The organism is Flexivirga aerilata (genome assembly GCF_013002715.1).
Lineage (GTDB): Bacteria > Actinomycetota > Actinomycetes > Actinomycetales > Dermatophilaceae > Flexivirga > Flexivirga aerilata.
This window is the reverse complement of the sequence record NZ_JABENB010000001.1, coordinates 163,425-186,643: the sequence shown is the minus strand read 5'-3', so window position 1 is coordinate 186,643 and position 23,219 is coordinate 163,425. Positions and strand designations below refer to the sequence as shown.

At 69.7% G+C, this 23,219-nt stretch carries 24 protein-coding genes and 1 riboswitch; of the genes, 17 read left to right on the top strand and 7 right to left on the bottom strand.

Annotated elements, in window-relative coordinates; genetic code table 11:
- Positions 1-54: 54 nt before the first annotated feature.
- The gene (locus tag HJ588_RS00900; protein ID WP_171151079.1) at positions 55-612 is read right to left on the bottom strand and encodes a hypothetical protein; all 558 of its coding nucleotides are present in this window, start codon (positions 610-612) and stop codon (positions 55-57) included.
- 275 nt (positions 613-887) lie between these two features.
- Here HJ588_RS00900 and HJ588_RS00895 point away from each other — a divergent pair, with 275 nt between their 5' ends.
- The 10 genes from HJ588_RS00895 (at position 888) to rlmB (ending at position 9,394) form a co-directional block, all read left to right on the top strand.
- Positions 888-1,370 carry a CarD family transcriptional regulator gene (locus HJ588_RS00895; protein WP_145225015.1) on the top strand — a complete coding sequence of 161 codons (483 nt, stop codon included), beginning with the start codon at positions 888-890 and terminating at the stop codon, positions 1,368-1,370.
- A gap of 8 nt (positions 1,371-1,378) precedes the next feature.
- Positions 1,379-2,227 (top strand): IspD/TarI family cytidylyltransferase, encoded by an 849-nt coding sequence (locus HJ588_RS20100; RefSeq protein WP_171151077.1) that lies wholly within the window; start codon positions 1,379-1,381, stop codon positions 2,225-2,227.
- Positions 2,220-2,723, top strand: a complete 504-nt coding sequence (locus tag HJ588_RS00885) for a P-loop nucleotide/nucleoside kinase family protein (RefSeq protein ID WP_171151075.1) — start codon at positions 2,220-2,222, stop codon at positions 2,721-2,723. Before HJ588_RS20100 ends, HJ588_RS00885 begins: the two co-directional genes overlap by 8 nt.
- Positions 2,720-3,202 (top strand): 2-C-methyl-D-erythritol 2,4-cyclodiphosphate synthase, encoded by a 483-nt coding sequence (gene ispF, locus HJ588_RS00880; RefSeq protein WP_171151072.1) that lies wholly within the window; start codon positions 2,720-2,722, stop codon positions 3,200-3,202. The genes HJ588_RS00885 and ispF overlap by 4 nt, the downstream gene beginning before the upstream one ends.
- Positions 3,199-4,203 (top strand): P1 family peptidase, encoded by a 1,005-nt coding sequence (locus tag HJ588_RS00875; protein ID WP_171151070.1) that lies wholly within the window; start codon positions 3,199-3,201, stop codon positions 4,201-4,203. Before ispF ends, HJ588_RS00875 begins: the two co-directional genes overlap by 4 nt.
- Before the next feature lie 65 nt (positions 4,204-4,268).
- Positions 4,269-5,120 carry a hypothetical protein gene (locus HJ588_RS00870; protein ID WP_171151068.1) on the top strand — a complete coding sequence of 284 codons (852 nt, stop codon included), beginning with the start codon at positions 4,269-4,271 and terminating at the stop codon, positions 5,118-5,120.
- Positions 5,121-5,215: 95 nt separating this feature from the next.
- On the top strand, positions 5,216-6,319 hold the full coding sequence (locus HJ588_RS00865; RefSeq protein WP_171151065.1) for an S-(hydroxymethyl)mycothiol dehydrogenase: 1,104 nt from the start codon (positions 5,216-5,218) through the stop codon (positions 6,317-6,319).
- Positions 6,316-6,948, top strand: coding sequence for an MBL fold metallo-hydrolase (locus tag HJ588_RS00860; RefSeq protein WP_171151063.1), 633 nt, complete (start codon positions 6,316-6,318; stop codon positions 6,946-6,948). Before HJ588_RS00865 ends, HJ588_RS00860 begins: the two co-directional genes overlap by 4 nt.
- 42 nt (positions 6,949-6,990) lie before the next feature.
- Positions 6,991-8,430 carry a cysteine--tRNA ligase gene (gene cysS / locus HJ588_RS00855; protein ID WP_171151061.1) on the top strand — a complete coding sequence of 480 codons (1,440 nt, stop codon included), beginning with the start codon at positions 6,991-6,993 and terminating at the stop codon, positions 8,428-8,430.
- 1 nt (position 8,431) lies between these two features.
- Positions 8,432-9,394 carry a 23S rRNA (guanosine(2251)-2'-O)-methyltransferase RlmB gene (gene rlmB, locus HJ588_RS00850; protein ID WP_171151059.1) on the top strand — a complete coding sequence of 321 codons (963 nt, stop codon included), beginning with the start codon at positions 8,432-8,434 and terminating at the stop codon, positions 9,392-9,394.
- 191 nt (positions 9,395-9,585) lie between these two features.
- Here rlmB and HJ588_RS00845 read toward each other — a convergent pair whose 3' ends face one another.
- A complete protein-coding gene (locus HJ588_RS00845) occupies positions 9,586-10,230 on the bottom strand; it encodes an RDD family protein (protein WP_171151058.1) in 645 nt (214 codons plus the stop codon).
- 186 nt (positions 10,231-10,416) lie between these two features.
- On the opposite strand from HJ588_RS00845, the gene HJ588_RS00840 reads away from it, so the two are divergent.
- Positions 10,417-10,857: an NINE protein gene (locus HJ588_RS00840; RefSeq protein WP_246241732.1), complete on the top strand. Its 441-nt coding sequence runs from the start codon at positions 10,417-10,419 to the stop codon at positions 10,855-10,857.
- 60 nt (positions 10,858-10,917) lie between these two features.
- Here HJ588_RS00840 and HJ588_RS00835 read toward each other — a convergent pair whose 3' ends face one another.
- The 4 genes from HJ588_RS00835 to HJ588_RS19155 form a co-directional block, all read right to left on the bottom strand.
- Positions 10,918-12,159: a DUF4032 domain-containing protein gene (locus HJ588_RS00835; protein ID WP_171151056.1), complete on the bottom strand. Its 1,242-nt coding sequence runs from the start codon at positions 12,157-12,159 to the stop codon at positions 10,918-10,920.
- Positions 12,160-12,343: 184 nt separating this feature from the next.
- Complete coding sequence (locus HJ588_RS00830) at positions 12,344-13,429, bottom strand: ABC transporter ATP-binding protein (protein ID WP_171151054.1); 1,086 nt, start codon at positions 13,427-13,429, stop codon at positions 12,344-12,346.
- Positions 13,430-13,612: 183 nt separating this feature from the next.
- Positions 13,613-14,386 carry a trehalose-phosphatase gene (otsB, locus tag HJ588_RS19160; RefSeq protein WP_171151051.1) on the bottom strand — a complete coding sequence of 258 codons (774 nt, stop codon included), beginning with the start codon at positions 14,384-14,386 and terminating at the stop codon, positions 13,613-13,615.
- The gene (locus HJ588_RS19155) at positions 14,386-15,819 is read right to left on the bottom strand and encodes an alpha,alpha-trehalose-phosphate synthase (UDP-forming) (RefSeq protein ID WP_171151049.1); all 1,434 of its coding nucleotides are present in this window, start codon (positions 15,817-15,819) and stop codon (positions 14,386-14,388) included. The genes otsB and HJ588_RS19155 overlap by 1 nt, the downstream gene beginning before the upstream one ends.
- A 108-nt stretch (positions 15,820-15,927) precedes the next feature.
- Here HJ588_RS19155 and HJ588_RS00815 point away from each other — a divergent pair, with 108 nt between their 5' ends.
- From HJ588_RS00815 to HJ588_RS19685, 4 genes are all read left to right on the top strand, one after another.
- Positions 15,928-16,389: a CBS domain-containing protein gene (locus HJ588_RS00815; protein WP_171151047.1), complete on the top strand. Its 462-nt coding sequence runs from the start codon at positions 15,928-15,930 to the stop codon at positions 16,387-16,389.
- A 60-nt stretch (positions 16,390-16,449) separates the two neighbouring features.
- Positions 16,450-18,270: a serine/threonine-protein kinase gene (locus HJ588_RS00810; RefSeq protein ID WP_171151045.1), complete on the top strand. Its 1,821-nt coding sequence runs from the start codon at positions 16,450-16,452 to the stop codon at positions 18,268-18,270.
- A 64-nt stretch (positions 18,271-18,334) separates the two neighbouring features.
- Positions 18,335-19,843, top strand: a complete 1,509-nt coding sequence (locus HJ588_RS00805; protein ID WP_171151042.1) for a threonine/serine exporter family protein — start codon at positions 18,335-18,337, stop codon at positions 19,841-19,843.
- Positions 19,844-20,131: 288 nt separating this feature from the next.
- A riboswitch (cyclic di-AMP (ydaO/yuaA leader) is annotated at positions 20,132-20,343 on the top strand.
- Between the two features lie 5 nt (positions 20,344-20,348).
- Complete coding sequence (locus tag HJ588_RS19685) at positions 20,349-21,098, top strand: transglycosylase family protein (protein ID WP_281358786.1); 750 nt, start codon at positions 20,349-20,351, stop codon at positions 21,096-21,098.
- A gap of 88 nt (positions 21,099-21,186) precedes the next feature.
- Here the strand turns inward: HJ588_RS19685 and HJ588_RS00795 are convergent, their stop codons facing one another.
- Positions 21,187-21,774 carry a dihydrofolate reductase family protein gene (locus HJ588_RS00795; protein WP_171151040.1) on the bottom strand — a complete coding sequence of 196 codons (588 nt, stop codon included), beginning with the start codon at positions 21,772-21,774 and terminating at the stop codon, positions 21,187-21,189.
- Positions 21,775-21,813: 39 nt separating this feature from the next.
- On the opposite strand from HJ588_RS00795, the gene HJ588_RS00790 reads away from it, so the two are divergent.
- Together HJ588_RS00790 and HJ588_RS00785 are read left to right on the top strand one after the other, a co-directional pair.
- Positions 21,814-22,527 carry a YwaF family protein gene (locus HJ588_RS00790; RefSeq protein ID WP_212755234.1) on the top strand — a complete coding sequence of 238 codons (714 nt, stop codon included), beginning with the start codon at positions 21,814-21,816 and terminating at the stop codon, positions 22,525-22,527.
- A 41-nt stretch (positions 22,528-22,568) separates the two neighbouring features.
- Entirely contained in the window at positions 22,569-23,210 is a 642-nt protein-coding gene (locus HJ588_RS00785) for a class I SAM-dependent methyltransferase (RefSeq protein ID WP_171151037.1), read from the top strand.
- Positions 23,211-23,219: the final 9 nt, after the last annotated feature.

The following is a 23,219-nucleotide window of genomic DNA, read 5'->3' as shown; positions in this document are numbered from 1 at the left end:
AGTGCATTCAGTGGGTCCAGTGGGTTCAGTGGGTTGTGCGTGTGGTCCCTCAGGTCACTCGCCGTGGCCGGTGGTCGGCGGCGGGGTGAACGTCGGGTGCGACGGTTCGGCCGAGCCGTACGGCGGCTGGTCGAGCATGATCGGCACCTGCACCTGGGTGGGGCCGGAGCCGGGCGTGGAGAAGACCACCTGCTGGGCGAGGCCCGGCTGGGAGGCGACCGAGGAGATGCTCACCGCGGGGGAGACCGCGGCCTTGTCGTCGCCGTTGGGCTTGCCGTCCAGCCGCACCGCGGTCGAGCCGGCGATGGTGATCTCGCGCTTGGCGGCGCCGGGGGAGGAGATGGTCAGTTTGACCGGTGCCTGCGAGTTGTTGACCGCGAGGCCGGACAACGTGCCCGGCTGACCCTTGTCGCTGGTGACGATCAGCACGTTCTGCAGCTGCACGTCGCCGACCTTGGCGGTGGTGCCGTCGGAGGCGATGTAGCTCTTGGTGGTCTGGTCCGGCGAGAGGTACATGCACCCGCTGAGGGTGGTCGCCGCGGTCGCCAGTGTCAGCGCACCGAGCGCCGCACGGGATGCCTTGGAGTGGCTGAGGGGCAGTCGTTGCGTCACGCGCGTCAGCCTAGCGGCCCGCTCCCGGCGTGGGCGACGGGGCGGCTCCGGAGCCGCTTCAGGGTGGCTTCGGGGTCGCTTCGGGGTGGCTGCGGAGCGACTCGGGAGCGGCTTCGGAGCGCACCGGCGGGGCTCGGCACCACGTGCCTTGCACGGTGGTGGCGCACTTGTCAAGACTGCCGTCATACCCTCCGCAGGGCGCTGACCTGCGGAAACGTTTATGTGACCTGCGCAACCCGTGGTATTCTGGAGGTCGCGAAAGGGGCAAACAACATATGGTTTTCAAGGTCGGCGAGACGGTCGTGTACCCGCATCACGGAGCGGCCCTCATCGAAGAGATCAAAGTCCGCAAGATCAAGGGAGAGGACAAGCAGTACCTGGTCCTGAAGGTCGCGCAAGGCGATCTGACGATCGAAGTTCCGGCCGAAAACTGCGACCTCGTGGGCGTGCGTGACGTCGTCGGCAAGGAGGGCCTCGACCGCGTGTTCGAGGTGCTGCGTGCCGATCACACCGAGGAGCCGACCAACTGGTCGCGCCGCTACAAGGCCAACCTCGAGAAGCTCGCGTCCGGTGACGTGATCAAGGTCGCCGAGGTCGTGCGTGACCTCTGGCGCCGCGACCAGGACCGCGGCCTGTCCGCCGGTGAGAAGCGCATGCTGGCCAAGGCCCGCCAGATCCTGGTCTCCGAGCTGGCGCTCGCCGAGCACACCAACGAGGACAAGGCCGAGGCCACGCTCGACGAGGTGCTCGCGTCCTGACCGATGCATTGACGACCAACGATCCCGGCGGAGTTTCCGTCGGGATCGTTGTCGTTGCGGCCGGCCTGGGCACGCGCCTGGGAGCCGGTATGCCGAAGGCCCTCGTCCGCATCGGTGGTCGCACCCTGGTCGAGCACGCGGTCGCCCGCGCGCAGGCCTGGTCGAGCGGTGACGTTAGGTGGTCGAGTAGCCGGGGTCGGCCGGCGAGGGACGAGCCGGCCGACGCCGGCGTATCGAGACCACCGTCTTCCGGTGACCCGGGCTGGTCGAGTAACCGGCAGCGGACGGCGAGGGACGAGCCGGCCGGTGTCGGCGTATCGAGACCACCCGCCACCCGGCACGCCGTCGTGGTCGTCGCCCCCGCCAGCCATCTCGACGAATTCCGCGCCCTGGCGCCGGAGGCGATCGTCGTCCCGGGCGGCGCGGAGCGCACCGACTCGGTCGCGGCCGGCCTGGCGGCGCTGCCGGCCGAGGTCGACATCGTGCTGGTGCACGACGCGGCACGCGCGCTCGCGCCGGCATCGCTCTTCGCGGCCGTGGCGGCCGCGGTCGCCGATGGCGCCGACGCGGTGGTGCCGGGCCTGCCAGTGACCGACACCATCAAGCAGGTCGACGCGTCCGGCCACGTCGTCGCGACCCCGGACCGGGCGACGCTGCGCGCCATCCAGACGCCGCAGGGGTTCACCCGGGCGGCGCTGGCACGGGCCCATGCCGACGGTGTCGGCGCGACCGACGACGCGGCGCTGGTGGAGCGGCAGGGCGGCCGGGTGCTGGTCATCGACGGCGACCCGCGGGCGATCAAGGTGACGATCCCGGCCGATCTCGAAACCGTCGACCGACTGCTCGCCGATGGCTGACGCGACGCTCGTCATACTCGGTGGCCTGCCGGGTGCCGGCAAGACGACGCTCGCCGAAAGCCTTTGCCGATCAACCGGTTTCGCGCACGTGCGGGTGGATTCGATTCAGCAGGCGCTCGCCGACGTCGGGGCTCTCGACGCCGACGAGGTTGCCCCGTATGCCGCGGCGATGGCCGCCGCCCGCGACATCCTCGCCGGCGGAGTCAGCGTCGTCGCCGACTCGGTCAACCCGGTCGCGGCGTCTCGCGCGGGATGGCTGGAGGTCGCGGCATCGGCCGGTGCTCGCGCGCTGCAGGTCGAGGTGACGTGCGGCGACCGGCAGCAGCACCGGCGCCGGGCGACCACGCGCGCGATCGACGTGCCCGGTCTGGTCAAGCCGAGCTGGGCGCAGATCGAGGCGCGCCATTACGAGCCGTGGGCCGCCGACCTGGTGGTCGACACCGCGGTCGATGATGTCGATGCCGCAGTCACCCGCATTCGCAAGGAGTTGTCATGACGATCCCTCGCACCGGCATCGGCGTCGACGTGCACGCCTACGCCGCCGACGACCGTCCCCTGTGGCTGGCCGGTCTGCAGTGGCCGGGGGAGCGCGGCATCGAGGGGCACAGCGACGGTGACGTCGCCGCGCACGCGCTGTGTGACGCGCTCTTCTCGGCTGCCGGCCTCGGCGACCTCGGCGTCCACTTCGGCGTCGATCGCCCGGAGATGGCGGGAGCCTCGGGTGTCTCCATGCTTGCCGAGGCGCGAAAGATCCTGACCGACAACGGTTTTCGGATCGGCAACGTCGCAGTGCAGGTGATCGGCAACCGTCCCAAGATCGGCAAGCGCCGCGACGAGGCGCAGGCCGTGCTGTCCGCAGCGCTCGGCGGGTCGCCGGTGTCACTCTCCGGCACGACGACGGACGGCCTCGGCCTGACCGGCCGCGGCGAAGGCGTCGCGGCGATCGCGACCGCACTGGTCGTCCGGGCCGGATGAGCACTCCGTCCAGAGCCCGCGCACGCGACCTCGGAGTCGCACCAGGCGATCTCGGCACCGGCGAGCACAATGCGATCACCGATGTGCCGGGAGTGCGGGTCGGGCACACCACCCTCGACGACGGGGACCTGCACACCGGGGTCACCGCGATCGTGCCGGACGCGCTCGACCGGGCAGGGGGCCGTCTGCCCGCCGGACTCTTCGTCGGCAATGGTTACGGAAAGCTCGTCGGCGCAACGCAATTGGCCGAGTTGGGGGAGCTCGAAACACCGATCCTGCTGACCGGCACGCTCTCCGCCTTCCGGGTCGCCGATGCGCTGGTCTCCTACGTGCTCGACCTGCCCGGCAACGAAAGCGTCATCAGCCTCAACCCTGTCGTCGGCGAGACCAACGACGGCTACCTGTCCGACGGTCGTCGCCGGCCGATCACCGCGCAGCACGTGCGCGATGCCATCCGCTCCGCAGCGCCCGGCCCGGTGGCCGAGGGCTGCGTCGGCGCGGGAGCCGGCACGGTCGCTCTCGGCTTCAAGGGCGGCATCGGCACGTCCTCCCGCGTCGTGCCGCTCGCCGACGGTCGTGGCTGCACGCTCGGTGTGCTCGTGCAGTCCAACTTCAGCGGCACCCTCACGGTCGCCGGTGTCCCCGTGAAGGCACCGAAAACCGAAGCACCGCAAGGCAACTCGTGCATGATCATCGTCGCGTGCGACGCAGGCGTCGACAGTCGCCAACTGGGCCGTATGGCGAAACGAGCCGTCTTCGCGATGGGCCGTGTCGGGGCTGACTACGCGGGCGGGAGCGGCGACTACGCGATCGCTTTCGACACCGCGGCCGCACCGTCGGGTCTGCCGGACACCGCGCTCGACCCGATCTTCCGGGCGACGCAGGACGCGGTCGAGGAGGCGCTGCTCAACTCGCTGTTCATGGCGACCACGACGACCGGCTTCCGCGGTCGCACCCGGCAGGCGGTGCCCCTCGACCAGGTCGCGCGCCGAGCGCACTGACCGTCACGCGAAGTTCACGTCCACGCCGCTCATGGCTCACCCGCCCTGCAGCAGACTCGCGATTCATGAGCAATAGCAATGCCATTCGTCACCTCGCCACGCTCACCGCGCTGGCCGTCGCACCGGTCGCGACGATCGCCGGCGCACCGGCCGCATCCGCCGCGAGCAATGCGACCCCGAACTACGAGATCAAGCTCGACCTCGGACCGACGGCGCTCAGCGGCGGCGCTCCGACGGAAGCCGTGCAGGCGGCGTTCGGCATCACCGGTGGCGGCAGTCAGCTCAGCTACGAGTATGTCGACACCGACGCGCTCGACCTCAACAACGAGGGCTGGAGCGTGCGGCTGCGCAACCAGCAGGGCGACCCGCTGGAACTCACCTACAAGAAGCGCTTCCCGGTGACCGGCGGCGACATCAACGCCGCGCTCGACACGGCAAACGCCGCCGGATTCGACTCCAGCGACACCAACTACGGCGCACAGGTCGACTGGGGCTACAGCAAGCAGACGCTCAGCTTCAGCAACGACAAGGACCCGGGCACCAACGTCGACGGCATCGGCATGCCGTCCAACAGCGATGCCGTCAGCATAGCGGTCTCGAAAGTGCCTGGGAAACTTGCCGATTGGAAGTCCAAGGGATGGGGCACCAACACGCTGAAGGCATCGCGGGTGCACGGTGCGGTGACCGCCACCGAGTGGAAGGGCACCTTCGAGGGCAGCAAGTCAGCGATCGAGGTGCTGCCGATCAAGGCATCCGGCGGGCAACCGGCGCAGACCGTCGTCGAACTGTCCTTCAAGGCCGACGACTACGACACGGCTGCCCAGTTGCGCACCGACGCCATGGCGATCGCGGACGCACACGGCTGGTTGCTGCACACCGACATCCTGAAGACCAACCTGGTTCTCACCCGCTACTGACGGGCCCACCGCACATCGGTCGCTGTGGCGCGCAACGCGGCACGTCCTAGAGTCGGCGGTGTACCTCTGCGTCCACTCGAAGGAGCTGATCCGGCATGCCGTCGACCGTCAAGGGTGTGATCGCCCGCAGCAAGGGTGAGCCGGTCGAGCTCGTCGACATCGTCATACCGGACCCCGGGCCCGGTGAGGCCGTGGTCAACGTCGAGGCGTGCGGGGTCTGCCACACCGACCTGCACTACCGCGAGGGCGGCATCAACGACGAGTTCCCGTTCCTGCTCGGCCACGAGGCTGCCGGCACCGTCGAGGCCGTCGGCGAGGGCGTCACCGACGTCGCGCCCGGTGACTTCGTGATCCTCAACTGGCGCGCGGTCTGCGGTCAGTGCCGCGCCTGCGCCAAGGGCAAACCCTGGTATTGCTTCAACACCCACAACGCCACCCAGAAGATGACGCTGGCCGACGGTACCGAGCTGACACCCGCGCTCGGCATCGGTGCATTCGCCGAGAAGACCCTCGTCGCGGCCGGCCAGTGCACCAAGGTCGACCCCGAGGCCTCGGCCGTCGCGGCCGGCCTGCTCGGGTGCGGAGTGATGGCGGGATTCGGTGCGGCAGTCAACACCGGCGGCATCGGTCGCGGCGACAGCATCGCGGTCATCGGCTGCGGTGGCGTCGGCGACGCCGCGATCGCCGGTGCCGCGGTCGCCGGCGCGACGACGATCATCGCCGTCGACGTCGACGAGCGAAAGCTCGAGAAGGCAAGGGAATTCGGCGCGACCCACACGATCAACTCCAAGGACGCCGACCCGGTCGAGCAGATCCGCAAGCTGACCGGCGGCAACGGCGCCGACGTCGTCGTCGACGCCGTCGGACGGCCGGAGACCTACCGTCAGGCATTCGACGCCCGCGACCTGGCCGGCACCGTCGTGCTGGTCGGCGTGCCCACCCCGGACATGACGGTCGAGCTGCCCCTCATCGACGTCTTCGGCCGGGGCGGTGCCCTCAAATCCAGTTGGTATGGCGACTGCCTCCCCTCACGCGACTTCCCGATGCTGGTCGACCTCTACCGTCAGGGCAGGTTCGACCTCGACGGGTTCGTCAGTGAGCGGATCGGCCTCGACGCGGTCGAGAGCGCCTTCGACGCGATGGAGCGCGGCGACGTGCTGCGGTCGGTCGTCGTGATCGACGAGGAGGCCGCGCAGTGAGTGCCATACGCATCGAAAAAGTCGTGACGTCAGGCACGTTCAGCCTCGACGGTGGCACCTGGGACGTCGACAACAACGTCTGGATCGTCGGCGACGACAGCGAGTGCGTCGTCATCGACGCGGCCCACGACGCCCGCCCGATCCTGGATGCGATCGGTGACCGGACGCTCACCCAGATCCTGTGCACCCACGGACACGACGATCACCTCGGTGCCGTCACCGACGTGCTCGCCGCGCACCCGGACGCGACCGTGTCGATCCACCCCGACGACCGCATGCTCTGGGACGCCGTCATGGACCAGCCGCCGACCGGCGCGCTCACCGACGGGCAGCAGATCACCGTCGGCGGCGCCCGGCTCGACGTGCTGCACACTCCCGGTCACTCCCCGGGCGCCTGCTGTTTCCGCATCGCCGACGAGGGCGTCGTCTTCAGCGGCGACACGCTCTTCCAGGGCGGCCCGGGCGCAACCGGCCGGTCCTTCAGCGACTTCGGCACGATCGTGGAGTCGATCCGCAGCTCGCTGTTGTCGCTGCCGCCGGAGACCGTGGTGCACACCGGGCACGGTGACGACACCACGATCGGCGACGAGGCACCGCACCTGGCCGAATGGATCGCCCGGGGCCACTGAGCGGTGGCCGGGAATAGCCGCCGTCACCGATAAACTCGCCGGGTGACTCTGCAGATCTACGACACCCAGTCCCGCAGCAAGCGGCCGTTCGAGCCGCTGCAGGAAGGCGAGGTCGGCCTCTACATCTGTGGTCTCACCACCCAGGGCGCCCCGCACATCGGGCACGTTCGCTTCGCGGTGGCCTTCGACATCCTGCGGCGCTGGCTCACCGTCGGGCACGGGTATGACGTGCGCCTCGTGCGCAACGTGACCGACATCGACGACAAGATCCTCACCAAGTCGGCCGAAGCCGGCGCCGACTGGATCGCCTGGTCCTACTTCTTCGAGCGGCAGACCAATGACGCGCTCGATCTGCTCGGCGTCCAGCGCCCGACCTACGAGCCTCGCGCCACCGGTCACGTCACCGACATGGTCGAGTTAATACGCATGCTGATCGACGCCGGGCACGCCTACCCGGCGCAGGACGGTTCGGGCGACGTCTACTTCGACGTGCGTTCGTGGCCGGCGTACGGCGAGCTCACCCACCAGAGCATCGACGACATGGAGCCGGCCGCCGACGCCGACCCGCGCGGCAAGCGCGACCCGCGCGACTTCGCGCTGTGGAAGGGCCACAAGCCGGACGAGCCGGAGACCGCATCGTGGCCGACCCCGTGGGGCGCCGGACGGCCCGGGTGGCACCTGGAGTGCTCGGCGATGGCCCGCCGGTGGCTCGGCGACACCTTCGACATCCACGGCGGCGGCATCGACCTGCGCTTCCCGCACCACGAGAACGAGCAGGCCCAATCACGTGCTGCTGGCTTGGGATTCGCGCGCTACTGGATGCACAACGGGTGGGTCACCATGGGCGGCGAGAAGATGAGCAAGTCGCTCGGCAACACCCTCGGCGTGCTCGAGCTGACCAAGACCGTGCGACCGCTCGTGCTGCGCTACTACCTCAGCACGGTGCACTACCGGTCGACGATCGAATACCAGGAGACGTCGCTCGACGAAGCCGCCGCCGCGGTCGACCGCATCGAGGGCTTCCTCGACCGGGCACTGCCGGCAGGGGAGGTCGTCGACCCCGGTGAGGTGGAGATCCCCAAGGACTTCGCGACCGCGATGGACGACGATCTCGGGGTGTCTGGAGCGCTCGCGGTGGTCTTCGACACGATCCGCAAGGGCAACGTCGCGCTCGACGAGCGAGACGCGGCGGCAGCCCGCGAGCTCGCCCGCCAGGTCGTGGCGATGACCGACGTGATCGGGGTCAATCCCCGTGACCCGCACTGGCATTCGGCGGCCGACACCGGCGCCCAGGACGCGCTCGCGGTGCTCGTGGACGGGCTCATCGAGCAACGCGCCCAGGCCCGCAAGGCCCGCGACTTCGACACCGCTGACCGCATCCGCGACCAGCTGACCGCGGCCGGGGTGACCGTCGAGGACTCCGCCGACGGCGCACGGTGGACCGTGACCGCTCCCCACACCACAACCCACGAGGAGGGCTGAGATGCCTGGCAATTCGAGCCGCCGAGGAGCAGTCCGCAAGGGCAACTCCCGCAAGGGCCCGCTCGTCGGCAGCGGCGGCCAGCGTCGCCGCGGCTTGGAGGGCAAGGGCCCCACGCCGAAGGCGAGCGACCGCCCGAACCACAAGGCCTACAAGGCCGCCCGCAAGGCCGAAGCCGGCAAACGATCGGCGCCCGCCCGCTCCGGCGGGAAGTCGGCCAAGCAGAGCGGTGAGGTGATCGCCGGGCGCAACTCCGTCGTGGAGGCGCTGCGCGTCGGCGTCCCCGCCACCGCCCTGTATGTCGCAGGCCGCATCGACTCCGACGACCGGGTCAAGGAATCACTGAAGATCGCTGCCGACCAGACGATTCCGATCATGGAGGCGCAGCGCACCGAGCTGGACCGGATGACCGACGGAGCGACCCACCAGGGGCTCGCGCTGCAGGTGCCGGCATACGAATATGCCCACCCCGACGACCTGATCAATCCCGAGGCGCCGGGTGTCCCGCTCGTCGTCGCCCTCGACGGGATCACCGATCCGCGCAATCTCGGCGCGATCGTCCGGTCGGTGGCGGCGTTCGGCGGGCATGGCGTGATCGTGCCCGAACGCCGGTCGGCAGGCATGACCGCCTCCGCCTGGAAGACGTCCGCCGGAGCTGCTGCCCGCATCCCGGTTGCGTTGGCGGGCAACCTGACTCGCACGCTGAACGACTTCAAGAAGGCCGGCTTCTTCGTCATCGGCCTCGACATGGACGGTGACGTCGAGCTGCCCGCGCTGGACCTGGCGGGCGAGCCACTGGTCATCGTGGTCGGCTCCGAGGGCAAGGGCCTGTCCCGCCTGGTGAGCGAGACCTGCGACCAGATCGTGTCGGTGCCGATGAGCTCGACCATCGAGTCGCTCAACGCCGGCATCGCGGCGTCGGTCACGCTCTACGAAGTCGCCCGGCAGCGAGCCGAGAAGTCTTGACGTTCTTGGCTTTTCGCCGCGGTCAGTGCAGCCGGTGGTGGATATTCACCGTAGTTCGACATGACATCGCTCCCTCGACGGTTGTCCGGTAGTTCGATGCTAGAGCCGCGGGAGTCGCCGAAGGCCCGGAAGCGACAGCTTCCGGGCCCCATGACGGTTCGGCGAGACGGCTTCGACGTGCGCTGCGCGTCCTACTTGTCACCGTGCGGCACGACGGTGCCGACGATCTTGTCCGCCAGCGTCTGCCGCTTGCGGTCCCACAGCGGGAACAGGTAGCCGATGTAGCAGATCACGCCGTCGACGAAGTGGCACAGATCGCGCACGAAGGCCATCAGCGGACCGATCGGCCGGCCGGAGTCGGCGCTCACCAGCCGCACGTGCATGACGCCCTTGCCGATGCTCTGCCCGGTGGTGCCGGCCTTGTACCAACGGTTCCATCCCTGGAGGCCGACCACCAGCAGGAAGCCGATGACCAGCACCAGCACGTTCTGCGCGGAGGCGCCGATGGAGTAGACGATGAGGCCCGGCAGGACGACGAGCAGGTCGATCAGGTAGGCGCCGACCCGCTGCCCCCAACTGGCGTAGGTGTCCGGCGGAAGCTGGTCGCCGAACGCGACGCCGCCATATGGCTGGCCGCCGTATGGCGCCTGGCCGTACTGCCCGTACTGGCTCGCCTGGCCGTATTGGCTGGCTTGGCCGGCCGAGTCGGGCTGCGCGCCATACTGCCCACCGAGGCTCGGCTGCGCCCCCTGACCGGCCCCGCCCTGCTGGCCCCCGCTCGGCGCGCCGTAGGGGTCCTGCGGTCCCTGCCCGCCGCCATTGCCGTAGTTGGACATGCTGTCGATTCCTCCTGCATCGATGGGGCACCCGTCGTAAAGATCGAGTGGTGTGCCGAAGCCTCGCAGGCTTCGTGCTCGGCAGTGCAGACGTCGGGGATGATCACCCGGTTCCGTGATGAAACCGCAAGCGCGATGGCGACGTCCCGTAAGGTGACCCGAAATCCACCCGACGGGGGAACGACAATGAGCAAGTACGACGGGGCGCCGCACCCGAACGACGCCTATCCACAGCAGCCCGGCCCGGGCTGGAGTTCACCGGTGAACGACTCCTTCTTCATCATGAACATGGGGCAGGAGCAGGGCCCGGTGTCCTACGGCGGGCTGCAGCAGTTGGCCTCGACCGGCGCGATCAAGGGCGACACCGCGGTGCGCAGCACGGCCGGCGGCGGTTACTTCCCCGCCAAGCAGGTGCCCGGTGTCTTCTCCAGCAAGGACTGGCTGACCGCCGTCCTCCTGTCGTTCTTCCTCGGCGGTCTCGGCGTCGACCGGTTCTACCTCGGCCAGGTCGGGCTCGGCGTGCTCAAGCTGGTGACGCTCGGCGCCTGCGGCATCTGGTCGCTGGTCGACTTCATCCTGTTGCTGCTGCGCAAGATCGACGACGCCGAGGGCCGCCCGCTCGCCTGACGGCGCTGACTGTGCCGTCGGTGCTGTCTTTGCCCTCTGCGCTGCCGGCGCGGCGACCGCTCAGCGGTTGGCGCGCACCGGTATCGCGTCGGTGTCCACCCCGACCACCGCGCTGTCGTCGGGCTTGTCCGGCAGCACCGTGTCGATGTAGTCCTGCACGGCCTGCTCGATGGTGAAGTCGCGCTGGGCCTTCTCCGACATGTACCACCGGTGTTCGAGCACCTCGTGGAAGAGCTCGGCGGGCTCCATCTTGCGGCGCATCTCCGGCGGGGCGCTGCGGGTGATCGGCTCGTAGACCTGCATCAGCCAGTCGTGCGCGACCTGCTCCTCGTCGTCGTTCTGCCGCTCGTGCGCGGCGCGGAACGCGTCGAGGTCGTTGAGCAACCTGCGTGCCTGGTTGTCCTCCACGTCGAGCCCGGTCAGGCGCAGCAGGCGGCGCGAATGATGGCCGGCATCAACGACTTTCGGCTGGATCTGGATCGTCGTGCCGTCGAAGTCGGTGGTGATGTCGAGCTCGCCGACGTCGAACCCGAGCGAGTTGAGCACGCGGATGCGTTCGTCGACCCGCCACCGCTGGTCGGCGTCGAAGCGTTCGACCGCGGTCAGCTCCTGCCACAGCACGTTGTAGCGCTGGATGATGCGATCCGAGATCGCGATCGGGTCGATGTCCTCGCCGACGAAGCCGCCGGCCTGCAGGTCCATCATCTCGCCGGCGATGTTGACCCGGGCGATGTCGAGGTCGTGCTCCCGCTGGCCCTTGGTCAGCTTGTCGTGCAGCTCACCGGTCTCGGCGTCGACCAGGTATGCCGCGAACTCACCCGCGCTGCGCTTGAACAGCGTGTTGGACAGCGACACGTCGCCCCACCAGAAACCCACCAGGTGCAGTCGCACGAGGAGCACGGCGAGCGCGTCGATCAGCCGGGCGGCGGTGTCCGGCCGGAGGTTCTGGCTGAGCATCGCCCGGTAGGGCAGGGAGAACTGCAGGTGCCGGGTCAGCAGGCACGCATCGAGCGGCTCGCCGTCCTTGGTGAGCCGGCCCGCGACCACGCCGACCGGCTCGACCACCGGCTGCCCGAGCCGCCGCAACATCCGCAGCATGTTGTATTCGCGACGCGCGATGTCGGCCTTGATCTCCTTGATCGCGATGACCCGCCCCTCGAGCCGCACGAAGCGCACCACGTGCCGGGAGATGCCCCGCGGCAGCGCGGCCAGCCGCTCCTCGGGCCAGTCCTCCAACGGCAGCCGCCACGGCAGATCGAGCAGGGCCGGCCACGGTCGGGCGGTGGTGATGTCGAGAGCCACGCGTCCATTGTGCTCGCCCGTGCTCCCGTATGACGCAACTCGGCGGCATACCTCCTCATTGAGGTATGCCGCCGAGAGGTCTGTGGCTCGCGGGATCGAGCCGATGGGGAGCCGCGAAGATGACAGCCGGGACCCGCGCAGCGCAGCAAGCGGGTCCCGACGCGCGGGATCGAGCCGAAAGGACTCAGTCGCCCAAACGCTCGCCGGACTCCGGGTCGAACAGGTGCAGGTGGTCGCCCTCGCCCTTCGGCACGAAGTGGATCATCTGGCCCTTGTCCGGCACCTGACGGCCGTCGACGCGGGCGACGATCTGCTTGTCCTCCTCGCCGCCGACGTTGGTGCGGCCGTAGACGTAGGCGTCGGCGCCGAGCTCCTCGACGACGTCGACCTCGACCGGGATGCCGCCCTCGGTGGCCGGCGTCAGGTCCTCGGGGCGGATGCCGACGATGACGGTGTTGCCGGTCTTGGTGAGCGGGTCGCGCTTGACCGGGTGCACAATCGACCCGAGCTTCACGCCGCCCTCGGCGACCGGCACCTCGAGGAGGTTCATGGCGGGGGAGCCGATGAAGCCGGCGACGAAGACGTTGTTGGGGTGGTCGTACATGCGGCGCGGGGTGTCGAGCTGCTGCAGGAGGCCGTCCTTGAGCACCGCGACCCGGTCGCCCATCGTCATCGCCTCGACCTGGTCGTGCGTGACGTAGACGGTCGTGACGCCCAATCGCCTTTGCAGAGAAGCGATCTGGGTGCGCGTCTGCACCCGGAGCTTCGCGTCGAGGTTGGACAGCGGCTCGTCCATCAGGAAGACCTGGGGCGACCGGACGATCGCGCGGCCCATCGCGACACGCTGCCGCTGACCACCCGAGAGCGCCTTCGGCTTGCGGTCGAGGAACGGCTCCAGGTCGAGGATCTTGGCGGCCTCGACGACGCGGCTGCGGATCTCGCTCTTGGGCACGCCGGCGATCTTGAGCGCGAAGCCCATGTTGTCGGCCACCGTCATGTGCGGGTAGAGCGCGTAGTTCTGGAAGACCATGGCCACGTCGCGGTCCTTGGGGGAGAGGTTGGTGACGTCGCGGTCACCGATCAGGATGCGGCCCTCGTTGACCTCTTCGAGGCCGGCGAGCATGCGCAACGCGGTCGACTTGCCCGACCCGGACGGTCCGACGAGCACCAGGAACTCGCCGTCCTGGATGTCGATGTTGAGCTTGTCGACCGATGCGACGTCGGCCCCGGGATAGACACGGGTTGCCTCGTCATACGTGACAGTAGCCATGCTGATGCATCTCCTTCACCGGCAGGAACGTGCCGGACGATCCGTTGTGAATGGAAGTGGCGACGCCGCATGTGACGTCGACCACAGCACCATCTTGGCGTATGACGCAGGCCCTTGTGCGCAAACGTGCGAAATTGTTCGCATTTGCGTGGTTGGGCTGGTCACGTCCCGATGTGGGCGGCCTCAGCGGTCGTGCGGCACCGCCCGCAACACCGTCTGGAACACCGCCACGACCTCCGGTGGACCGGCGATGCGAAACTCCGCGCCGGTCGGCCCCGGCCCGACCTTGATCGTCACGTTGCCGGCGTCGGCGGGCAGCACCGCGAAGGCGGTCTCGTCGGTCACGTCGTCGCCGAGGTAGCAGGTCGCGACCGTGCCGTCCTGCGCGGCGAGCGCCTGCAGCGCGATGCCCTTGGTGACCGGCAGCACGCTGAACTCGACGATCTGCTTGCCGCTCATCGTGTGCACGCCCGGCAGGTCGATCGCCAGCGCCTGCGTCGCCGCGGCGTCGGCGGCCTCGGGGGACAGGCCGCGCGTGTGCAGCACGACGCCGGCCGGTTTGTGCTCCAGCCGCGTGCCGGGCTGTGCGGCGACGACCTGCTCCAGTGCCTGGGTGGCCCGCGCGAGCCGCTCCCGCGCCGCGTCGTCGAAGTCGACCCGCAGCGGCAGGTCGCGGTCGGGTTCGGCGCCGTGCGAGCCGATCAGGGTGATGCCTTCCTCGGGTGTGACGCCGGTCAGCTGTCGAAGCGCCGCGAGATCCCGGCCGGACACGATGGCAACGAAAACGCCTGGTGTGCGGGCAAGTTCGCGCAGTGCGTCGATCGACCCGTCGACCGGGCGTGACGTCGACGGATCCTGCACCAGCGGTGCGAGCACGCCGTCGAAGTCGGTGGCCAGCAGGATCGGGCTGCGCGCGGCATACGCCGAAAGCGCTTGCGGGAGAGTGGCTTCCGACATCAGCGGGGTCGCTCCGGAGCGGCGGCGAGATTGGTCAGGAAGTCCTCGGCCCAGCGCTGCACGTCGTGGGTCATCACCTGCCGGCGCATGGCACGCATCCGTCGGGCGAGCACGTCGGGCGGCGCCTGGATGGCGTTCATGATCGACTGCTTGAGGGCGCTGATGTCGTGCGGGTTGGTGAGGTAGGCCTGCTTGAGTTCCGATGCGGCGCCGGTGAATTCGCTCAGCACGAGCGCCCCGGTGCCGTCGTGGGCAGCGATGTATTCCTTGGCCACGAGGTTCATCCCGTCGCGCAACGGAGTCACCAGCATGACGTCCGCTGCGAGGAAGAGCGCGGCCATCTCCTCGCGCGGGAAGGAGCGGTGCAGGTAGGTCACCGCGGGCGCGCCGATGGGGGAGTGGTCGCCGTTGATCTGGCCGACGGTGCGCTCGACCTGACTGCGAATGTGCTGGTAGGCCTCCAGCCGCTCCCGGCTCGGGGTGGCGACCTGGATGAACTTCGTGGTGGCCGGGTCGAGCGCGCCCTCCTGGTAGAGCTCGCCGACCGCCTTGAGCCGGTGCCGGATGCCCTTGGTGTAGTCGAGCCGGTCGACGCCGAGCATCAGGTGCTCGGGGTTGCCGAGTTGCTCGCGGATCTCCGCAGCGCGCGCCTTCACCCCGGGCGTCGTCGCCAGGTCGGCCATCGCCTGCGCGTCGATCGAGATCGGCACCGCCGCCGCGCGGGTCGCGTGCCCGTCCGGCAGGCGCACGACGTCGCCCTTGACGCTCGCGGCGAGCAACTGCCGGCACGCGTTGAGGAAGTTGTAGGCATCGGCTTTGCGTTGGAAACCAAGGAAATCCGCGCCCAGCAGGCCGTGCAGCAGGCTCTCGCGCGCCGGCAACTGCATGAACAGCTCGACCGGCGGGAACGGGATGTGGTTGAACCAGCCGAGGCGCAGGTCCGGCCGCTGCGCGCGCAGCATCGCCGGCATCTCCTGCAGCTGGTAGTCCTGCACCCAGACCGTGCCACCCTCGGCCGCCAGGTCGGCGGCGGCGTCGGCGAAGCGCTTGTTGATGCGTTCGTAGGCCGCCCGCCAGCGCCGCTTGAACGTCGGCTGCACGATGACGTCGTGGTAGAGCGGCCACAGCGAGCCGTTGCTGAAACCCTCGTAGTAGTCGCTGACCTCGTCGGCGGACAACGGCACCGGGTGCAGTTGCATGTCGTCCTCGCGGAACGGCTCCGGCGCCTCACCGGGGTCGCCGGACCAGCCGATCCAGGCGCCGTCCCGGCCCCGCATCACCGACTCCATCGCGGTCACCAGACCGCCCGGGCTGCGACGCCACTCGACCTCGCCGTCGGGGTGCACGACCCGGTCGACGGGCAGCCGGTTGGCCGCGATCACCAGGTCGAACGTTTCCTTCGGCAACGAGCACAACTCCTTCGACGAACGCATCCGGCCGGGGCCCCCGCGGTGACCACAGGCTATCGGCGCACCGGCCCGGCCGCCGCCCGGGTCGAGGCAGATCTGGTCGCGGAGGCTTACCCGGGGATACCGTGAGTCATGCGCATCCAGGAGTTGATCAAGGGCAAGGGACCCGAGGTCGTGACCGTCCCCGCGACCACCACCGTGCGGCAACTCGTGCAGACGCTCGCCGACCACGGCATCGGCGCGGTCGTGGTGATGGACGACGGAGCGATCAGCGGCATCATCAGCGAGCGGGACGTCGTGCGCGCGCTGCCCGAGCAGTCAGAGCACTCGGCGCGCTCGGGGGACTCGGGGGACTTGGAGGGTCTGCTGGAGCGGCCGGTGTCCGAGCTGATGACCACCACCGTGCACACCTGCGGGCCGGACGACGAGATCCGCAGCCTCGCCGGCCTGATGACCGAGCACCGCATCCGGCACCTGCCGGTGGTGCAGGACGACCAACTGGTCGGCATCGTGAGCATCGGCGACATCGTGAAGTTCCGGCTGCAGGAGTTGCAGGACGAGCGCGACCAGCTGGAGTCCTACATCACCACGTGAGGCCCGGGCGCCCGGGGCGTCTCTGCGGGTTCTCAGGCGTTGTCGCTTACCGTGGACAACATGACCGCCGACCACCGCTCCGCTGCCGCCCGCCCGGGTGCCGGTGACGGCACGCACCGGCTGCCGAGGCGCGGTGCCGGTGCCTATGACGGCGCGTATGACGGGGGCCCCGACGGCAACTACGGCGACCCCACCGTCGTGCTGCCGCCGACTCAGCGCATGCTCGGCAACTACCGGCTGATCGGCCGCCTCGGCGAGGGCGGCATGGGCGTGGTCTACAAGGGCCTCGACGTGCACGGCGACCCGGTCGCGGTGAAGGTGCTGCGCGACCACATCGCCCACGACGCCGGAGCGCGCGAACGCCTCCGCCGCGAGGTCAGCACCCTCGTGCGGGTCAAGTCTCCCAACGTCGCGTCGTTCCTCGACGCCGAGGTCGACGGCGAACGTCCTTATCTGGTCACCAGTTTCGTGCCGGGCGCACCCCTCGACGAGGTCGTCGAGGACGACGGCCCCTTCGGCGCGGCCCGGTTGGCCCGGCTGGGCCGCGGCCTCGCGGACGCCCTCGGCGCCATACATGCGGCGGGGATCGTGCACCGCGACCTCAAACCCGGCAACGTGCTCCTCGTCGGTGACGACCCGGTGCTGATCGACTTCGGCATCGCGCACGTCGCCGACGACGCGCGACTCACCTCGACCGGGCTGGTGATGGGCACACCCGGTTACCTCTCGCCCGAGATCGTCGAGGGGGCGGACGTCAGTCAGGCCACCGACTGGTGGGGCTGGGCGGCGACGCTTGCGTATGCCGCGTCCGGCCAGCCGCCGTTCGGGCGGGGGCCGATGACCGTCGTGCTCGACCGGGTCAGCCGCGGTCAGGCGGACCTGTCGGGAGTCGAGCCACGCCTGCGGCCGTTGCTGCAGGCGGCGCTCAGCCCCGACCCGGCGGCGCGCCCCTCCGCACCGGAGGTGCTGGCCGAACTCGACGTCTTCGCCGCCGGCGGGCAGACCGGGCACATCCCGCTGCGCTCGGCCAAGCCGCCGACCGAGGCCATCGCCCGGCCCGCGACGTCCCGTCATACCTCACCTCCGCCGGTCGCCAAGCCCGCGACGGAGCGGCTGCCCTACGAGCGAGCAGCCCAACCACGTTCTTCCCCGGCCGGATTCGGGCCGCGAGGACAGTCCCGCCCGCAGCAGCAGCCGCCGAACGACCGCCCGGAGCCCGCGCTGCCGCCCGGCAGGTTCGTGCCACCGCCGGACCCGCGCATCGGCCAGCCGGCCCGCACCGGCACCCTGGCCGCGCTCGCTGCCGCGGCCGTCGGCGTCACCGCGCTCTGGCCGACCCTCGGCGTCGTGGTCGTGCTGCTGTGGGCGATCGCCGCGCGGTGGTGCGACAAGGCCGTCACCTCGATGGTGTTGCGGCGGTTCAGCTCGGGGCGGCGCCGCTCCGACGGCTTCGTCGCCGCGGTGACCTCGCCCTGGCACGGGCTGGTCGCGGCGCTCGCCACCTTGCTCACCGTGCTGATCCCGGCATTCGTCGGAGCCTGCGCAGCGGCGGTCGTCGCGCTGGGCTGGTCGATGACGCAAGGCGGTTCGGCCTATCTGGCGCGGCCGGCGCCGCTCGCGGTCGGGATGCTGATCGCCCTGCTGGTGATGTGGTGGGGGCCCGGCGGCATCCCGTTGCGCCGAGGTTCGCGCAGCATCGTGCGCGGTGTCGTGCGTGGACAGCCGGTCACCCGCATCATCGTCGGGCTGCTGATCGCGGTCGCCGTCGTGTGCGGTCTGTGGGGGCTGACCCATCTCTCGTCGGACGTGAGCTGGTGGCCGTTCCAGACCGACAGCAGCGTGCCGATGCAGGGCGTGTTGCCCAATCCGCCTGGTAGATAAGGCGTTCAGTTCGTCCTCAGGCGCGTCATATCCGGCGGCCACCCGATCGTCATACGCTGTCCGGATGGAGCAGCAGGAGACCGATCCCGCAGGTTTGCCGATCTCGGGACGGCTGCGATTTCTGCAAGGTGAGCCCGTCACCGAACCCCTGCCGATCGCGGACTCGCTGCGGCACACGCCATACCGGGATCCCCGGACGATGGAGGCGCCCGAGCAGGAGGCGTCCGTGCGGAGCGCGCTCGAGCTCGCGGTGCGCGTCGGCGAACTCCTGCTGCGGTGCGGCGCGGGCACGCGCGACGTGGAGGCGGCGGTCGTCGCCGTCGCCGCGGCCGCCGGTCTGCGGCGGGTCGAGGTCGACATCACCAACCAGTCGTTGCTGGTGCAGGCGCCGACGCCGGCCGGCGTGCCGGTGACGCTGCTGCGGGTGGTGCGCTCCAACACCCGGGACTTCGCCCGCCTCACCGCCGTGCACGGGCTGGTGGAGGAGCTCGTCTCCGGAGGCATCGACGACGTCGAGGCGGCGACCAAGAAGCTGCGCCGCATCCAGCGTTCGTCGCGGCTCTACCCGAGGTGGCTGGTCTCGCTCGGGTATGCCGGGCTGGCCGGCTCCGTCTGTGCGCTGCTCGGCGGTCACACGATGGCGATCGTCGTCGCGATCGTGTCGACACTGCTCGTCGATCGCATCGGTCGCTGGCTCAGCAAGCGGGCGGTGCCGTCCTTCTACGAGGCGACGATCGGCGCGGCCGTGTCGGTCCTGCTCGCTTGGCTCGGCTATCTCGTCGCGGTCCATCACTGGATCGGATTGGAAATGACCACAAACGATTTCGGATATGCCATCGCTGCCGGGATCGTGGTGCTGCTGCCCGGGCGGGCGATGGTCTCCGCGGTAGAGGACGCGGTGACCGGCTATCCGGTGACCGGCGCCGGCCGCCTGCTCACGGTGTTGCTGAAGACGTCGGGCATCATCGTCGGCGTGGCCGCCGGCCTGTCGCTCACGTTGCGCATCGACAAGGCGCTCGACCTCAAACTGACCGCACCCCAGGCACTTTCACTCACCGCGGCTCCGGCGTCGTTGTGGCTGCAGGTGATCGGCGGCGCGATCGGTGGCGTCTCGGGTGCGGTGACGATGCGGGTGCTGCCCAAGCACCTGCTGCCCGCCGGCCTCCTCGGCGGCCTGGGACTGTTCCTCGCCAATGGGCTGCCCAAGTCGTTCCACCTCTTCGGCATCTCCTCCGGTGGCCTCGGTGCCACCACGTCGATCGCGATCGCCGCCGTGGCGATCGGCGTGCTCGGTCGGATGATCGGGCTGCGGCTCGGGGCGCCCGCGCTGGTGATGGTGGTCCCGGCGGTGTCCCCGCTGCTGCCCGGCATGCGCATCTTCCGCGGCATGTACGAAGCGGTCGCCGGCAGCATCGTCAGCTCGTCGGTCGCCACGCAGGCGCAGGCGATCAGCACGATGATGGGCGCGGCGGCAGTCGCGCTCGCCATCAGCACCGGGGTGGTGCTGGGCGACGTGATGTCCGCGCCGCTGGACCGCCAGGCGATCCGCCGCCGGCGCGCGCGACGGCGGTAGCGCCACGTCACGCTGCGCGGTCACACTGCGCCATCGAACACCTGGCCGAAGAAATCATCCACATCCCGGCGTGTCCACTTGCGCTGTCCACAGTTTTCCAACTCGTCCCTTGTGTCACATCCGTCAATCCCGTAACGTGCTACCGCCTTCGAGCTTCGGCCCGGAGCCGGCGGATTCGTCGGATCACAACTGCACATCGGATCACCAACCGCACTCTGCAGATGGCTTGCTTCATCGCTGCTTCATCCGCGCGCCCGGACGCCGAACCTTGTGGGCGCAACGACCGGCATACCCCGAATGCCGGACGTAGAGGGCGGGGGACCCAACTACGGCGGGCACCTGCCCGCCTTGGGGTGAAGCCGGCACCTACCGGCCGGGCACCCGCACCGACGACTCGTTGCTCGTGGTGCGGAGAGCTGATGACACGGCCGACCACCGGCCGGCGGCTCACGCGCCCGAACCCGACAGCTGACCCCGCAGGCGTTCGTCAGAAAGGACTTTGATCTTGTCGTACCAACCTCGTCACAAGGTCGCGCGCCCGTTCACCGCGGGTCGTCGCGCGATGGGTGTCGTGATGGCGTCCAGCGCCACGGTCGGCACCGGCCTCGCCACCGCGTCGCACGCGAAGGCCGACACGCCCTGGAACGTCTGGGACCGTGTCGCGACGTGCGAGTCGGGCAACAACTGGTCGATCAACACCGGCAACGGCTTCTACGGCGGGCTGCAGTTCACCCAGCAGACCTGGCTCGGCTTCGGCGGCGGTCAGTACGCGTCCAGCGCGCAGTACGCCACCCGCGACCAGCAGATCCTGATCGCGCAGAAGACCCTTGCCGTGCAGGGCCCGGGTGCGTGGCCGGTGTGCTCGAAGTATGCCGGTCTCACCCGCGCCAACGGCCTCGCCGTGCGCGTCGACGGCAGCGGCCCGGTGTCGACGCCGAAGCCGACCCCGACTCCGCAGCCGCCGGTCTCCCGCAGCACCAACCGCGCGCTCGTCATCGACGGCATCGTCGGCCCGCTGACCACCCGCTCCACCCAGCACTGGCTCGGCATCCGGCAGGACGGCGCCAACTACTACAACGCGCGGACCGTCATCGCCCTGCAGGCCCGGCTCGGGGTCAACCAGGACGGCATCATCGGTCCGATCACCACGGCCGCCATGCAGCGTTACCTCGGTGTGCCGCGCGACGGTGCGTCGCAGTTCAACGCGCGCACGGTCATGGCGTTGCAGCAGTACCTCAACTCCAAGGGCATGTGACCTTTCGCCCTGACGTGCGCGGGCGCCGGCCGATCCTTCGCGGATCGCCGGCGCCCGTCGCCGTTTCGTATGCCGGAGACGGCTCCCGTCATACCGCCGCGGGCCGGTAGGTGAGCCACAGGCCGCCCGACGGCGCGCGGACGCAGTCGACCAGCTCGAAGCGGCTCAGGTCGCCCAGGCCGTCGCTCAGCCGGCGGCCGACCGGGTCGAGCACCGGCGCGACCGCCAGTTGCAGTTCGTCGACCAGTCCTTCGGCGAGCAGCGACTGGGCGAGGGTGATGCTGCCGTGGACCCCAATGTCGCCGGTGCCGGGAAGTGCCTTGAGCTCGCCCACGAGGTCGGGCAGCGGACCGGAAACCGCGGTCGTGTCACCCCAGTCGCGGTCCAGCGGGCGAGAGGTGACGACATACTTCCGGACGCCGTTGATGAAGTCGGCGAACGGCTGGGCATCCGACGTCGGCCAGTAGCGGGACCACTCGTCATACATGCCGCGACCGAGGAGCACGACGTCCTGGCGCTCGATCAGTTTCAGTTCCTGCTCGATCATCACCTCGTCGTATGACGGCGGTGCCGGGCCGTCGGTCTCGGCCGGGAAGCCGCGCGTCGGGTCGTCGACGGCGCCGTCGAGCGAGCAGATCGTGAAGAGTAGGACGCGGCGGGCGGGGGTCTGCGTCATACCCGATCAGACCGCGGGTTGCTGGGAAACTCATCGCCGATGACCGAAGCTGTCGGTATGGCGCAGCGCGAGTTTGCAACGTTCGGCACCTCGCACCTGGTCGTGCTCGCCGTCTTCGCGGTCGGCGCGTGCGGGCTGGTGTGGCTCGGCCGACGGCAGTCGGAGCGTCAGGCGCGGGTCTTCTCGCGGGCCGCGGCAGGGGTGTTCGCGGTGACGTTCGTCGCCGGCGCCGTCGACAAGCTGATGCAGCGGGCGACGTTGTCGGAGCTTCCGCTGCAGCTGAGTGATGTCTCGGAAATCGTTGCGGCGTATGCGCTTTGGTCGGGTCGGCACTGGGCGTTCGGGCTGACCTACTTCTGGGCGCTCGTGCTCGGATCGCAGGCGCTGATCACCCCCGACCTCGACAGCGGTGACTTCCCGGACAGCACGTTCGTCAGCTTCTTCCTGCTGCACCTCTTCCTGGTGTGGACCGCGATCTACCTGGCGTGGGGTCGGCGGATGCGCCCGACGTGGCGGGACTATCGGTGCGCGCTGCTCGCGACCGTCGCCTGGGCGGCGCTCGCGATGATCTTCAATGCGCTGGCGGGCACCAACTTCGGCTTCCTCAACCGCAAACCCGACTCCGGCTCGGTGCTGGACTACATGGGCCCGTGGCCGGTCTACCTCGGCGTCGAGGCGGTCGTGCTGGTGGTCCTCTGGGCACTGATGACCTGGCCGTGGCAGCGGGCGAGCCGATCGGAGCGGGTCGCATGAGCCCGCGGCACTCGCATGTGACCGGCCACGGTCCTGGCCGTATGACGCCCGACGGCTGCCCGGTCGAACTCTGGTCTGCGCTGCCGGCCGGCGCAATCCCAGAGCTTCTGTCGTCGGCGATCCTGGCAGGTGGGTCGGTCCTCGACCTCGGCGCGGGTGTGGGTCGCCTGGCGCATCCGCTTGTCGCTGCTGGATATTCGGTCACCGCGGTGGACGAGCCGCCCGACATGCTGGACCTGATCGAGGGTGCTGAGACGGTGCGTTCGACGATCGAGGACCTGCGGCTGGGGCGCCGGTTCGACGCGGTGTTGCTCGCCTCTCACCTGGTCAACGTGCCCGACGACGACAAGCGGGCTGAGCTCCTCACGACCTGCCGGGCGCACGTCGCCACAACCGGGGTGGTCCTGGTGCAGCGCTACACCCGTGAATGGGTCGAAACCGCAAGCGGGCGAACCGATTTGGGTGGTGGCGTCGTGAGCGAAGTGGCGGTGATGCCGGCAGCCGGGACCGACCTGGTGGCCGTGCGGGCGGCATACACCCTGGGCGGGCGGCGGTGGGAGCACGCCTACACCACCCGGGTGCTCGACGACGAGCAGCTCGGCGCCGATCTGGCCCGGGTCGGTCTCAGGCTGGATCGGTGGTTGAGTGACGACGGCCGGTGGGTGGTTGCGGTGCCAGATTGAGCGGCGCCG